9 protein-coding genes are annotated in these 13,213 nt (G+C 65.5%); 5 read left to right on the top strand and 4 right to left on the bottom strand.

Annotated elements, in window-relative coordinates:
* The first annotated feature begins 41 nt into the window (after positions 1–41).
* Genes BQ7477_RS02165 through BQ7477_RS02175 form a run of 3 tightly spaced genes read left to right on the top strand, consistent with a single transcriptional unit; the run spans position 42 to position 5,436 of the window.
* On the top strand, positions 42–1,307 hold the full coding sequence (locus BQ7477_RS02165; protein ID WP_084795601.1) for a DUF58 domain-containing protein: 1,266 nt from the start codon (positions 42–44) through the stop codon (positions 1,305–1,307).
* Positions 1,304–3,877 carry a transglutaminase TgpA family protein gene (locus tag BQ7477_RS02170; RefSeq protein WP_073982643.1) on the top strand — a complete coding sequence of 858 codons (2,574 nt, stop codon included), beginning with the start codon at positions 1,304–1,306 and terminating at the stop codon, positions 3,875–3,877. The genes BQ7477_RS02165 and BQ7477_RS02170 overlap by 4 nt, the downstream gene beginning before the upstream one ends.
* Complete coding sequence (locus BQ7477_RS02175; protein WP_073982644.1) at positions 3,874–5,436, top strand: serine/threonine-protein kinase; 1,563 nt, start codon at positions 3,874–3,876, stop codon at positions 5,434–5,436. Before BQ7477_RS02170 ends, BQ7477_RS02175 begins: the two co-directional genes overlap by 4 nt.
* 38 nt (positions 5,437–5,474) lie before the next feature.
* On the opposite strand, the gene BQ7477_RS02180 is transcribed toward BQ7477_RS02175, so the two are convergent.
* From BQ7477_RS02180 to BQ7477_RS02190, 3 genes are all read right to left on the bottom strand, one after another.
* Positions 5,475–6,599, bottom strand: coding sequence for a S8 family serine peptidase (locus BQ7477_RS02180; RefSeq protein WP_073982645.1), 1,125 nt, complete (start codon positions 6,597–6,599; stop codon positions 5,475–5,477).
* A gap of 33 nt (positions 6,600–6,632) precedes the next feature.
* On the bottom strand, positions 6,633–8,153 hold the full coding sequence (locus BQ7477_RS02185; protein WP_073982646.1) for a type VII secretion protein EccB: 1,521 nt from the start codon (positions 8,151–8,153) through the stop codon (positions 6,633–6,635).
* Complete coding sequence (locus BQ7477_RS02190) at positions 8,153–9,508, bottom strand: EsaB/YukD family protein (protein ID WP_073982647.1); 1,356 nt, start codon at positions 9,506–9,508, stop codon at positions 8,153–8,155. Before BQ7477_RS02190 ends, BQ7477_RS02185 begins: the two co-directional genes overlap by 1 nt.
* 203 nt (positions 9,509–9,711) lie before the next feature.
* Here BQ7477_RS02190 and BQ7477_RS02195 point away from each other — a divergent pair, with 203 nt between their 5' ends.
* Together BQ7477_RS02195 and BQ7477_RS02200 are read left to right on the top strand one after the other, a co-directional pair.
* Complete coding sequence (locus BQ7477_RS02195) at positions 9,712–10,020, top strand: WXG100 family type VII secretion target (protein WP_073982648.1); 309 nt, start codon at positions 9,712–9,714, stop codon at positions 10,018–10,020.
* Between the two features lie 21 nt (positions 10,021–10,041).
* On the top strand, positions 10,042–10,329 hold the full coding sequence (locus BQ7477_RS02200; RefSeq protein ID WP_073982649.1) for a WXG100 family type VII secretion target: 288 nt from the start codon (positions 10,042–10,044) through the stop codon (positions 10,327–10,329).
* Between the two features lie 1,937 nt (positions 10,330–12,266).
* Here BQ7477_RS02200 and BQ7477_RS02210 read toward each other — a convergent pair.
* Positions 12,267–13,193, bottom strand: coding sequence for a hypothetical protein (locus tag BQ7477_RS02210; protein WP_129582475.1), 927 nt, complete (start codon positions 13,191–13,193; stop codon positions 12,267–12,269).
* Positions 13,194–13,213 lie beyond the last annotated feature (20 nt).

Here is a 13,213-nt window from a genome sequence, read left to right on the forward strand (position 1 = left end):
CCGACGAAGCCTTGGAGGAAACAAACGATGAGAGGAGTGCCATGGCGGCAGTGAACGCTGACTTCGGTTCGACGGGCCGATCGCGCGCCTGGCGAGCCGTCTCCTCGGCGCGCCAGAGAGTAGGCACCCGCCTTCGGGCAATCCCTGGCATGCGCCACATGCTGGAGGCCTGCGCCGTCGTCACTCCCTTCGGGTGGCTGGTGGTCGCATCGGCGATCGCTGGCAGTGTGGGTGCTATGGCGGCGGGTTGGGCGGAGTCCTTCGCCCTGGCTATCGTCTGCGTTACTCTGCTGGTCATCGCTATCGTCCTGATCGCAGCGCCCTCCCCGTACCGCGTGTCGCTGCGCCTGCCGCAGGAGAGAGTGTCGGCGGGGCAGACGGCGCTCGCAGAGATCCGTGTCGTCAACGACACGGCGCGCCGCGGCGGCACCGAGGTCATTGAGCTGCCCATCGGCGCGGGCGTCGCGGAGTTCGTGGTCCCCGGCGTGTCTTCCCATCGCACGTGGGACGAGTTCTTCTCCGTTGTCACGCGCCGCCGTGGCGTCATCGAGATCGGGCCTGCGCGCACCGTGCGCTCGGACGGCCTGGGTTTGCTGCGCCGCGTGCGTTCCTGGGACAACCCGGTGACCCTGTACGTTCACCCGCGCACGGTCCGCGTGCCTTTCGACGCGACCGGCTTCCAGGTTGATGTCGAGGGCGTGGTGACCGCGAAGCTGTCCAGTTCCGACGTGTCGTTCCACGCGCTGCGCGACTATGAGCCGGGCGACGACCGGCGCGCCGTGCACTGGCAGTCCACGGCGCGCCTGGGCAAGCTCATCGTGCGCCAGTACGAAGAGACGCACCGCTCCCACCACCTGATCGTGCTCGACACGGCCCGCTCCTCATGGGACCGTGACTCCTTTGAGGACGGGATCTCGGTGGCCGCCTCCCTCGCCCTGTCAGGTATCGCAGCCTCACGTACGGTGTCGTTCGCGGCGGGTAAACGGTGGGTGCCCACGACCACAGCTGTTTCGATGCTCGACACCCTCGCATCCCTGTCTTTCAGTGGACGCTCCGACATCACGGCCCGCGTGCGCCGCGCCTTCGCCTCGTGTCCCTCGGCCTCGTATGTGAGCGTCATCGCGCCTTCCTCGGTCAGCGACGAGGAAGCCGCTCACCTCGCGCAGGTTACCCCCAGGGACGTGACCGTCCAGGTGCTGCGCATTAACCCGAAGCAGCGGGCGAGGCGCCGCAGCCTCGAGGGCGGCGTGCTCTTCGACTGCCCGTCGCTGCAAGAATTGGCGCACTTGGTGGGTGGTCTGCGATGACCGTCGACGCTGTGAGCCGGGCCAGGCCCCGCCTGCCCCTCCTGTCTTTCTTTGCGCTCGCCGTGCTCTTCACGGGCCCGGTCCTCACGCACGAGGCCGTGTTCGGCTCATACGCGGGCCTGATAGCAGCCGGAGCTGGCGTCGGCGTCGGCCTGGGGATTGCTGCGGCTTCGACCCGCTGGTCGTGGGACACTTTGTCCACGCTCGCGGTCGTCCTCGTCGTCTACTTCCTGGTGGGCGGCCCTATCGCGCTGCCGTCGACTGTGCGCTGGGGCGTTGTCCCCACGACGGACACCCTGCTGACGCTCGTGCGCGGCGCTGTGGACTCCTGGAAGGACCTACTGACCCTGACGCCGCCGGCCGCCTCCTACGTGGGTCCCGCTCTTGTCCCGTGGATAACCGGCCTGGTCTGCGCGCTCGCCGCCGGCCTCGTCTCTGTGCGATGGGGCCGCCCACTCCTCGGCGTCCTTCCCATCGCCCTCATGGGCGTCGTGGGCCTGGCGTTCGGCCCGTCCGGGCTGGTGCCGCCCGTGTGGCCGTTCATGGTGTGGGTCGCCGGCGCTTTCCTGTGGCTCGCGTGGGCGTCCTCCCACCAGCGCCTGTCCCTCGGGCTTGACGTGTCCGTTAATCGACGAGGCCGTGGCGGTGCCAGCGCTGCGACTGCTTCCACGCGCGGTCCCTCCCGTCAGGCCGTGTTCCGTTCGCGTCGTCTGCTGGCCTCGTCCCTGATGATCGCGCTCGCGGTCGGCGTGGCCCTGCCGGTGACCGCGACGTGGGGGCCGGTGGGCCGACGCATCGTGGCGCGTGAGCTGGTGGAACCGCCGTTCAACGTGCGACAGTACCCGTCTCCGCTGGCAGCTTTCCGTCACTACAAGAAGGATCTGGCTGAGCAGCCCGTCATGACGGTGCAGGGCCTGCCTGCACACACTCGCATTCGCCTGGCGGCCCTCGACGTCTATGACGGGACGACGTTCACGATGAGCGCCCCGAAGACCCAGGCCTCGTCAGTGACGATCGCGCAACCTGATGGGACCGCGCAGGTGGTGAACGTGCGCAACGGTTACGTGTCGGTGGGGTCCTCGATCCCGCGTGTCGGCACGCAGGCTGACGACTCCACTTTCACGACGACGATCGAGACATCGGGGATCGTGGGTCCGTGGGTGCCCGTGGCTGGCAACGTGCGTGAGCTGACGTTTAGCGGGGAGAACGCGAGCAGCCAGCAGGAAGGCCTGCGTTTTGACATGTGGGCTAACGCTGCGTTGACCACCGGCGTGCCCGCGCAGCCGCAAACGCTGACGGTCCGATCGGATGCGGTTGTGACCCCCACGGACTCCCAATTCGCTGGCGCCACGCCTGTTAAGTTCCACGCGGATACGGATGAACCCTACCCCACGGGTCTCGACGCTTTCATGGCGACGATCGTGGGCAGCACGTCAACGCCGATTGAAAAGGCGCGTGCGATCGAGCAGTATCTGCACAACGAAGGCTTCTACCTCACGGAAAACACCGACCAGTCGCGCCCAGGACACAATCTCAATCGCCTGTCGACGATGATTTCAGATAGCGGCGACCTGATCGGCGACGACGAGCAGTACGCGGCGCTCATGGCGCTCATGCTGCATCAGCTGGGGTGGAACGCGCGCGTCGTGATCGGCGCGTACCCGTCGGGCGAGCCGACAGACACGACGACCCTGCTGGGTACCGACATGCACGCGTGGGTGGAAATGGAGTTTTCGGACACGGGCTGGGCCGTTTTCGACCCGACCCCCGACAAGGACCGCACGCCAGAGTCGAAGTCGCACACGAAGAAGAACTCGCCGCGTCCCCAGGTCCTTCAGCCGCCGGAGCCTCCCGAGGAACCCGTCGAGCTGCCCCCGGTCAACCGTGACCAGGACGTGGCAGCGAAAGAGCCGCCGGGCGCGGGCATCCCGTGGCTGATGATTGGCGGTATTTCAGGGTCACTGTTCCTGCTCCTCCTCCCCTTCGTGTTCATCATGGCCCTCAAAGCCAGGCGCACCCGCGTGCGGCGCAAGGCTTCACCCGGCGTGGCCCTCGTGGGGTCGTGGGACGAGGTTGTCGACATGGCGATAGACGCGGGTGTGCGCGTGTGCGCCGATCAGACGCGTCAGGAGACGGCGTGGGCTTTAGCCTCGTTCTGGAAGCTACGTGAGGGCCAGGATGACGAGGCGCCGGAGGGTGAGCGCGTCGCGTCCCAGGCGTCGACATCTGCCCTCATTCCCGGCTGGACACTGTTCCGCGAGACAGTCCCGATGACCGTGGCGATCGCTCGTCGCGCCGACATCGCTGACTTCGCGGAGGCGACGGGCGGCCCGAAGGAAGCCGAGTCCGCATGGTCGGACGTGGATCAGCTGAAACGCTCCCTGGCGTCCTCCGCGAGCCTGTGGGTGCGCCTGCGCCGCCGTTTCTCCCTGCGTTCGCTGCTGCGCGCGTGGAGCCGCACGCCGGTCGCGCTGAAGAAACAGGGACGAGGCTTGGGTCCGGCCACCGATGACGGCGAGGACGTGGATGGTCCCTCGGAGCACACCCAAAGCGTGAGGAGGAAGTCATGACACCGGGAGGCATTGTAGGCCAGGGTCCTCACATTGAGGGTTTCCGCTGGATTCGCGCCCTCGGCTCGGGCGGCTTCGCGGACGTCCACCTGTATCATCAGCAGGTTCCCTCGCGCGACGTTGCGATTAAGATCGCGCGGTCGAACGTTGAGGGTGGCAACGATGCGGTCCGCTGCGAGGCGGACGCGATGGCTCGCGTGTCGAGCCACCCCGCCATCGTCGACCTCTACGGCGTGGGGTCGCTGCAAGACGGCCGCCAGTTCCTGATCATGGAGTACTGCCCGGTCGCCGACATCGCCGATCAGGTGCGGGCCCGACCCATGGATGTGGCTTCAGCCCTGGACATGATGATCCGCATTTCCGCGGGCGTGGAAATGCTGCACCGATCGGGATACGTGCACCGCGACATTAAATCCGGCAATATCATGCTGGACGCCTACAAGGCGCCGGTGCTCGCCGACTTCGGTGTGAGTGCGCGCATCGGTCAGGGTGGCGGCAGCGCCGATGGGTTCTCGGTCCTGTGGGCGCCGCCGGAACAACACGACGGCGCTGCGCCCGCGGAACCCTCACAGGACGTGTGGGCGTTGGCGTCGTGCCTGTGGACGCTGCTCGTGGGGCGCAGTCCTTTCGAGGACCCGATCGGGGATAATTCGACGGTTGCGGTCGCTATGCGCGTGCGTTCGGGGCGTGCGCGATCGGTGGCCCGCGCTGACGTGCCGGTCGAGTTGGACGAGGTGCTGCGCGCCGCGATGACGCTCGACCCTTCGCGCAGGACGCGCAGCGCTTTGGCTTTTGCGCAGTCGTTGCAGGGGATCCAGCGTCTTATCGGCCTGCCGGAAACGCCGATCGAGGTGCGCGATGCGTCCCGCGGTTGCGAACCCGGCCAGCCGAGCGCCTCCAGCGCGGGTGGGTTCCCCGTGCCGATTGCGTCCCAGGATGTGGGGACGAGGCCTCGGGCGACGTCTGCGGCGCAGGATGCGACGATCCGTTCGGGCGCGGGATTTGACTTTTCAGAGTCGGGCGTCGTGCCGGTGGCGGACTCGTGGCACCACCCGCGCAACGTGTCGACGGGACGCGCTGAGGCGGCCTCGTTTGAGGATGAGGAAGAGAGCGTCGGGCGCCGCGTGTCTTTTCCGGCGGTCGTGGCGCTCGTGCTTGTCGCCGCTGTCGTGATAGCTGGCCTGGTCGTGGCAATGCTGACCGGTGGCGGGCATTCGATCCGCATCGACCCCGCAGAATCGCCGACCGCGCGAGGGGAAGAGCCGAACGGGCTGACGGTTCCGCCGGCGGCTCCCAGCGGGCTGAGCGGTCGCCTGGAGGGCGGGTCAATCGTGTGGACGTGGAGTGCGCCCGACGATCCGAACTACGCGAGCGACCAGCTGATGTTCCAATACCGGCTTGAACGCCCGGGGGAATCACCGATGGGCGCGTCCACTCCCGTCGCTTCCGTGACGGCGCCGGCGCTACCCGGCGGCGACAACTGTCTGACAGTGCGTACGGTTGTGTCGGCCTCGGGCCTTCAATCGCAGTCAATTAGCGCCTGCGTCGCGGTCGAGTAGCGGCTGCGTCGTGCCCGGCGGTGCCTTTAACGACGCCGCTAGCGTTTGGTGCGGCCCGGCTGACGCAGCCACGACACGACGACCAGGCAACCGAGGAACGTCGCGCATCCCAGCGCGATAGCGACAACAGTGAGGTTTGTGCGTGTGCGAGCCGCTTCACCTGAGGCGCGCTGCGTGACCGGCAGAGTGGGAGGGGTGTCCTGGCCGCTGGTGCCGGTCATCGGGTTGACGGGTCCGTCAATGCGGGCGGTCGCGGACACGGTGATGGCTGCGTAGGGGTTAACCATGCCCCAGCCCACACCGTTGGATCTGGCGGCGGGACTTACGCGCCGCGCGGTGGCCTCGAGACGCCACTTCCACATGGCGGGACCCTCATCGGGGTGAGCAGAAGCGACGAGGGCGGCGGCTCCCGCAGCGTAGGCGCTCGCGAAAGACGAACTGCCGGTGGTCTCGTTGTTAGCTTCACCGGTCAGACAGTCGCCGCCGGCGAGCGCCGTGGTGAGCGACGAAATGGAGGGCGCGGCGACGTCGACGTGCACACCCGAGACTTGCCCACCGTCGGGCACGCCACCGGTCGCGCTGGTTACAGCGAGCGCGTCAGGGTGGGCGGCAGGGTAGCGTGGCACCGTGTCCGTTCCATACTGTTGGACGATTTGCGTCTGCGCGTTGCCCGCCGACGCGACCACGAGGGATCCCTGAGCGGTCGCCGATGCCACGGCCTCGTCGAGTCGAGAATCCTGCTCAATTTGTGATTGGGGGACGACGATGATCTGCGCCCCCTGGCTGGCGGCCCACGCGATTCCCTGCGCGGTTTTTCCAGCGTCAAGCCCGGTCTGACCGTTCTGAGGGTCCTCGTTGAACGTGTCGTACACGCGCACGGGGAGCAGGGCGACGCGCGGAGCAACCCCCTCGAGGGCGGATTGCTCGGGCAGGAGCCGGGAGGCGATAATGCCCGCCACCTGCGTGCCGTGCCCGTAGGTGTCGGTACGCCCATCCCCGCCGGAAGACACCAGGTCAAGGCCCGGCAGGACGATGGAACCGGATGGAAAGCGGGCGGAATCCTCGCCGCGGTCCGTGGAGGGACCCACGGGAACGAAGTGTTTGCTGGACGGGCTGATACCCGAATCGACGATGGCGACGGTGACGTTACCGCCCTTCGTGATGTTCNGCGCCGGTGGTGCGCGTCGCCTGGCACCTCATGACCTGCCCCCACCGGCAACCTCCCGGCGGGCGGCACGGTTCGATAGTTCGACGCCGGTCGGGATGAGTTCGAGCCACTGCTCGGGGACGGGCTGGATGAACTGAGCGTTCCATCCGAGGCGCTGGAGGGTATCGTTCTGGTCCTCGCCGAGGGAGTGACGCAGTCCCAGGTCTGAGACGAACGTGAGCGGCGGGTCGCTCTGACCGTTGCTGGAGCCCTGGGCGAGGGTACCGTAGCCGGATTTAACCAGCGCAGCTCCGGGCGAATACGAGGCAGGAACATTGGCCGTGGGGTCCAGGTTCCAGGAGGCGCGACGTGCGCCGTCCTGGGACATGACGGTCAGGGTAGCGTGGGCGGAACTGGCAGCCTGCTTGTTCGCGTTAGGGGTCCCTGCGGCCGACTGGCCGCGGTCCAGGCTCGCGCAGGGCACCTGATCGCGGACGCGGATTACCTTCGGGTTGTCGTCGTCGGATCCTGCGCCGGTGGAGTCCGAATCGAAGGGGTAGAGGCCTTCGAGCTGCGCCCATTCGCTGGGGAAAGGCGAGGGTTCGATGTCGGTTTGAGCGACTGTGAAGGACTGGGCGAAGGCCCCTGGCTGGAGGGCGAGCGCGCCCTCGATAGTGCCGTTGGGTGCTGCGGTCGTGCCCTCGTAAAGTGCGGCGGCCAGCGGCGACAGGGGGTAGGCGTGTCCGGAGGAGACCAGCACGTAGTAGGTCGTGGTTCCCGTGTCTTTGACGGCGACGATGCTTCCCTGACGCAGGGAACCGTTATTTTGGGGGTACGAGGCCATGGCCCCGCCGGGTTCGTCGACGCTCCAGGTGGTCAGGTCGGGGCCGTCGTCGAAGAGCGAGAGCCAATTGGGGTCGACGGCGATGGGGGAGGAGCCGATACGCAGCCGTGCGACGATGTCTCCTGCGCTGGAGGGGACCCGGAACTTGGAGGAGCCTGCAACGACGAAGGAGTCGTTGCTACCGGAGGGGGACACGTAGGCGCTGCGGGCGCTGTGCAGACCATTGCTGGACAGCAGGGACGAGTTACCGATCCACGTAAAGGTGTGTTCGGAGATTGCGCAGCTGGTCCAGTCGGCGCTCATCCGGCTGGCGGTGGAGGGGACGTCCTCGGGGGCATCAGGGATCCCGAGGGCCTGCCCCTGGCTGTATTTGGCGAGATCAGAGTCCGAGATTTTCATCGTGGCTGTTGAAGAGTCGCCCAGGAGCCGCGCGGATGTACGGTTAGCGATCGGATGCCACTGGCCGTCCTGTAGGTAGTAACGGGCGCCGGAGCTTGAGACGACGGCCAGGCCGGAGGATTGCGAGGAGTCGGCGCCGGGGTAGAGGAAACGCAAGCCGACGCTGACGAGGAGCATGAGCACTGCGAGGAACGCGCCGATGATGAAAGGACGCGTGGGTGCTTGGGGTTCAACTTCTTTGCCGTCGGGTGAACCCGCGACGAAGGAGGTGATGAGGCGGCGTCGGTTGTAACGTTGCGCTTCGAGAATGTCCTTGTTGGATGCCATCACATGCCCCAGATGTAGAGGGCGAACGGGGGGATGGCGATGATGACGACGGTACTGATCGTGTCAGCAGTGCGCGATAGCCAAGGGCGAACCTTCGGGGTCACGACATTCGTGGCGAGCACGAGGAGGCTGCCGACCAGGGACGTGACGAGCACGAGCAGGAGCGTCGCCGGCGAGAGCAGTGCGGCCGCGTAGGAGGCCCACGCGAGGATAGCCATCCCGGAGACGACACCGATGAGGACTTCGATACGCGAACGGATCGAGCGCGTGGAGAGCATGAGGGCCGCACCGATGAGAGAAGCGAGGATGATTCCCTCGGCTGACGAGGCCAGGATGGGAGTCAGGACGATCAGTCCGAGGCAGGTACCCAGACGGATGGAGACCGACAGAGACACGCCCATGGAAACGGACTTATCGATCTGGCGTGGGTCGATCTGGGCGGCCGCTGAAGGACCCGTGACGCGCACGGGAACCGACGCCATGGCGAACCACGGGATGGCAAGGCACACGAGGAGGAGGAGAGCGCTGATGAGCGCCGCGATGCGAGCAGCGTTCATGCCGAGCAGCCCACAGAAGAAGCCGAGGAACCCGAGGGTCATGCCGACGATCGCGGGGCACAGGCCGCTCGCGCGGAGTTTTCCGGGCAGGACAAGATGACACAGGGCTGCGACGGTTAGGGCGCCGCCAGCTGTAAGAGCCCCAGTCGCGGTCCAGGGGCCGGCGGGTAAGGCACCCGCGCAGGCGCAGGCGAGGAGGACGGGTGCCGATCCGGCCAAGAGAGCGACCGAGGCGTGCTCGAGTCGACGGGAGACGACCGCGGCGGTGCCGGTCAAGAGAAGCGCGCCGACGATTCCAACGATCGGGTAGACGATCAGGCGGATGCCGTCAAAGGAAGAGGCGGTACCCAGGACGGAGCTTTCGTGGGAGGATGCCGACAGCAGGAGGACGGCGGCCAGCCCGACGAAGAGCGCGGAAGCGTAGACGGAGAGCTGGAGGGAGTCCAGGGGTGTCCACGGATCGACAGACTTTTCCACGGCGCTTCCCACGGCCTCGACAAGGTCATCGAAACGCTGGTCGTCGCGTCCCTGCCCTGCGCGCTCAAGCGTGAGGGATGCGCCCGCGCGCACGCCCTGATCACGCAGACACAGGGACTGGTCGAGGAGCTGCCCGAAAGACGTAGATACAGTGAAGCCGGCGGACGCGCCATACACGTCCATGCGACCGAGGCTACGCAAAATGGTAGGAATCAACTCCGCCAATGGAGACAACTGAGGGACCGACAGGTCGACCGTTTGATCGTCAAAGGTGACTGTCAGTGGAGTGAGTGCAGCGGCGGTGTGCGTGCTCTGGGCCATCGTCTCCTCCGGGTTGGGATGGTCCTAGTCTGCCCGTTTGTGGGGTGCGGGGCAAACTGTCACGACTCTGCACAACGGTAGAAGTTTAATGAAATTGTCTGTCGATAGGCTGGACTTTGTTTCGTTTATGTGGTTAAACTGGCTGCGCAAGTAGGGCGCACCCACCGTGGATGCGCTTGTTTCCCGATGATCTGGGAGGAAAAATGACCGATCAGAAGGCTCTCGATGGCGCGCTGCTCAAGGGTGCGCAGACCATCGAGGAAGCTCAACAGCAAATCCAGTCTGAACTGTCGGGCCTGCAGTCCAAGCTGGCGGGCATCGGCTCGTCGTGGCAGGGCGAGGCAGCCAGCGCGTTCACGAGCGTCATGAGTAAGTGGGACACTGAAGCCCGTAAGGTGACCGATGCGCTGACAGAGCTGCACTCGGCGATGCGTTCGTCCGACACGAAGATGAAGGCGAACGAAGCAGAGCAGGCCGCCACGATGAACAAGTACGGAGCGCAGCTGCTCTGAGAGCAGAGAAAGGCATTTATCATGAGCGATATTGTTTACAGCTACGGAAATATCGAGCAGGCCGTCGCCGACATGGACAGCGGCGTCACGAATCTGAAGAACCGGCTTGAAGACATGGATTCTCAGCTCCGCCAGCTGCAGTCCTCCTGGGATGGACGGGCGAAGGAGGCCTACGAGACGTCCAAGGCCAAGTGGACCGACGGCATGAACGGCATCGTGGACATCCTTACCAACGTGTCCAATGCCGTGATGGAGGCACGCCAGTCCGCAGAGGCGACGGACTCTCGTAACGCCGCGTCCTTCAGCTGACACGCCACAGTCGCTGCGGGGAGGAGACCGGAGTTTTCCTCCCCGCAACAACTGTCTTCGGAGCCGCGCGCGTGGCGCGTGGTTCCAAGCTTTTACCTGGGTCTTGTTGAGTGCAAGTGAGGTTGCGCTATGGCTGTTGAATCGCCCCTGTACGAACGCGCGAAGGCGTTCTTGAGTTTGTCCGCTATGCCCCTGGCGTCCGAGGATCTGGCCGAAGATAATCGCGCCGGAAACGCCCACACCGATGTCGACACCGCAAAGGACACGTCGGAGTGTTTCACAGCTGATGAGAGCGTGGGACAGTCGCAGACCAAGAGTGGCGCCGACCGGTGGATGTCATACTTTATCAGTGACGTCAACCGACACTTGCAGCGAATCGAGTCGTCGAAGGCCCACCACCTCGCCGTTCGCGAGGAGATGCACACGCAGGTTGCGAATACTCAACAGCTGAACCCGGAGTTGCTGTCCGCCTGGGAAATTGAGACGTACAGCGGCAAGGAGAAGGTGACGATCCCTGATGCCTCAGTCTCCGCCCGAATGGGTGGCGCTGTCGAAGCCAGCGGTGACGCATACCTGGCGGCGCTGGAAGCCCAGCGCAACGAAGTGCGCGAGGCCAGGGCGCAAGAAATCCTGAACGCTGTCAACACTAAGGGCAAGCAGGAGGCACAGAGTTTCGCGTCGCAGAAGGACGACTACGTGCCTGACGCGTGGCAGTCTCACGGTGATGATGGTCAGCAGGGCGGCGCTGGCGGTGGCGGTAATGGTCGCCGCGGTGGCGGCGGCGCTGGCGGCGGCCTTGTTCCCACCGTGGGCGCGCATACGGTCGCGGGTTCAGGTTCGAATGGATGGGCCTATCCAACGGCCGGCGAACCCGGCAGCCCGTCGAATCCGATCACCGATCCCGCACAACTGTCTCACATCGACTTGACGACAACGCCGGTGAATCAGCGGATGACGCCTAATGGGCCAGTTGGTGGTCATATGCCTGCTGATGTGCTCAATGTGGATGATCCGGCGTGGCGTGCGGTGCCTCCTAGTGGTGGTGGTGCTCGGATTGCTGGTGGCGTGTTGATGGCTACTTCTGGGGTTGGTGCGGCTGGTGTTGCTGTGTCGCATGGTGGTGGTTTCTCGGGTATTGGTGGGCTTGCCACGGGTGTGGCTGGTTCTCCTTTGCGTTCTGTTGCTCCTGCTGGTGGTGTGTTGCGTCCTTCTGCTCTGTTAGGTGGCGGTGCGGTGGGTCGCGGCGCTGGCGTGGCGGGTATGCGTTCTGGTGTTGCTCCGGTTGGTTCGGGTGGCGCTGGTGGCCGTGGGGGTCTTGTGGGGTCGTCTGGTCTAAGTGAGGCTCGCTCTGGCGGTGGCGGTGCGGGTTCGCGTGGCGGTGTCGCTGGGCGTGGTGGTGCGGGTTCTGCGCGTGGTGCTGGTTCTGCGCGTGGTGCTGCTGGGGTTGTTGAGGCTCGTGGCGCGGGTTCGCGTGGTGGTGTCGCCGGGCGTGGTGCTGCTGGTTCTGCGCGTGGGACTACGGGTGGTCGTGATGGTGCTGGTTCTNAAAAGTCGCACGTAATTTAACGCGGTCATTTTTCGAGATAGGCCACAAACGTTGCAATTCCAACGACCACATTTCAATGTCTGAAATATGTGCACGGGAATTACGTGCGACATTACTGGGGAACCAGCCCGATTGGAAGCCGACGCGCGAAACCGCCGCCTGGGTCCACTGGTACAACACCCGCCGCCCCACCTCGCCCTGGGCGGCATCACGCCACAACAAGCAGAAAACCAACACACAACAACACGAAAGGAAGCGGCCTCAACAAGCCTCCACAAAACCCGGGACTTGACACGCCGGGTTCGCGTTCGACGCCCCGCCGGCTGCGCCGGGAGTCAGTCGTGTCAACGGGCCGCGGGACGACGCGTTCTGAATGTGTGCGTGGACGCTGTTACTTCTTGGCGCGTAGCGCCCAGATGAGGGCTGCGAGGCCTGCGAGGGCTAGGACGGTGATGGTGGCGCCCACGCCGATGATGAGGCCCCGCGGCGAAGAAGAGGCGGAGGCGGGAGAAGAATCGTCCGCGGCCTGCGTGGGCGTGGGCGTGAGGGTGAAGGGGTTGACGGGGAGCGTCAGGTCGGTGAACGGGCCGACGGTGCCGTAGCCGAAGTCGAAGAATGTTTGTTCGATGTCGCCTTCGAGGAGCGGGTCATCTGTGGTGGGGATGGTGGCCCCTTGACGCACCATCCACTGACACCAGCTGGAGTGGCCGACGGACAGTGGCTCATCGAGGATTTCCATGGTTGCGTCGGCGTTGCAGTGGGCGTTGTTGATCTGGAGGAAGCGGACGTCAAGCTGTTCGATGGTGGCGTCCTCGAAGGCGGAGGCGATCTGGTTGAGGTAGGTCATGGGGGCGCGTACCTGGGTGTGTCCGCCCTCGTCCACGGAGTAGAAAGCGTGAGCGGCGTCGCCCGTGTAGTAGGCATCAAGCTGGCAGGCGTCTCCAACTGTCTGGGCGTGGGTGAAAAAATCCGGGCTGGCGCCCGACAGGAACGTGTTGACCAGGCCCTGGCATTCCTCGTCCGTAATGACCTGGGAGCCGCCCCACCCGCCGTTGAAGGTGAGTTCCATGTTGAAGACGTCCTCCGCTGGGTCAGTGCGGACGTTCGAAATAGTCATGTCGATGAGCACCCAGATCGTGATGACGTGTCCGGGCAGGAGCGGCGTGTCGGGTGCTTGGGACACGCTCGCCGTCGGAGTGGGGACCGGCCTATTATTGGCCCACGCGGGGCCGCCCGCTCCCACCAGGGCGCACAGCGCAGCCGACGCGCACGCCACCCACCGGGCCATGCGGCCCCTCAACCGAGTGCTTGCACCCATGACCATTCCTTTCGCCGAGA

The sequence above is a fragment of the Actinomyces bouchesdurhonensis genome, assembly GCF_900128465.1.
In the GTDB taxonomy this organism is placed as follows: Bacteria; Actinomycetota; Actinomycetes; order Actinomycetales; family Actinomycetaceae; genus Pauljensenia; species Pauljensenia bouchesdurhonensis.

Bases quoted from the DNA above. Each gene is read 5' to 3' on its own strand.
- BQ7477_RS02185 (WP_073982646.1), bottom strand. From the start codon at position 8,153: ATGGCATCCAACAAGGACATTCTCGAAGCGCAACGTTACAACCGACGC.
- BQ7477_RS02195 (WP_073982648.1), top strand. From the start codon at position 9,712: ATGACCGATCAGAAGGCTCTCGATGGCGCGCTGCTCAAGGGTGCGCAG.
- BQ7477_RS02170 (WP_073982643.1), top strand. From the start codon at position 1,304: ATGACCGTCGACGCTGTGAGCCGGGCCAGGCCCCGCCTGCCCCTCCTG.
- BQ7477_RS02200 (WP_073982649.1), top strand. From the start codon at position 10,042: ATGAGCGATATTGTTTACAGCTACGGAAATATCGAGCAGGCCGTCGCC.
- BQ7477_RS02165 (WP_084795601.1), top strand. From the start codon at position 42: ATGGCGGCAGTGAACGCTGACTTCGGTTCGACGGGCCGATCGCGCGCC.
- BQ7477_RS02175 (WP_073982644.1), top strand. From the start codon at position 3,874: ATGACACCGGGAGGCATTGTAGGCCAGGGTCCTCACATTGAGGGTTTC.
- BQ7477_RS02190 (WP_073982647.1), bottom strand. From the start codon at position 9,508: ATGGCCCAGAGCACGCACACCGCCGCTGCACTCACTCCACTGACAGTC.
- BQ7477_RS02210 (WP_129582475.1), bottom strand. From the start codon at position 13,193: ATGGGTGCAAGCACTCGGTTGAGGGGCCGCATGGCCCGGTGGGTGGCG.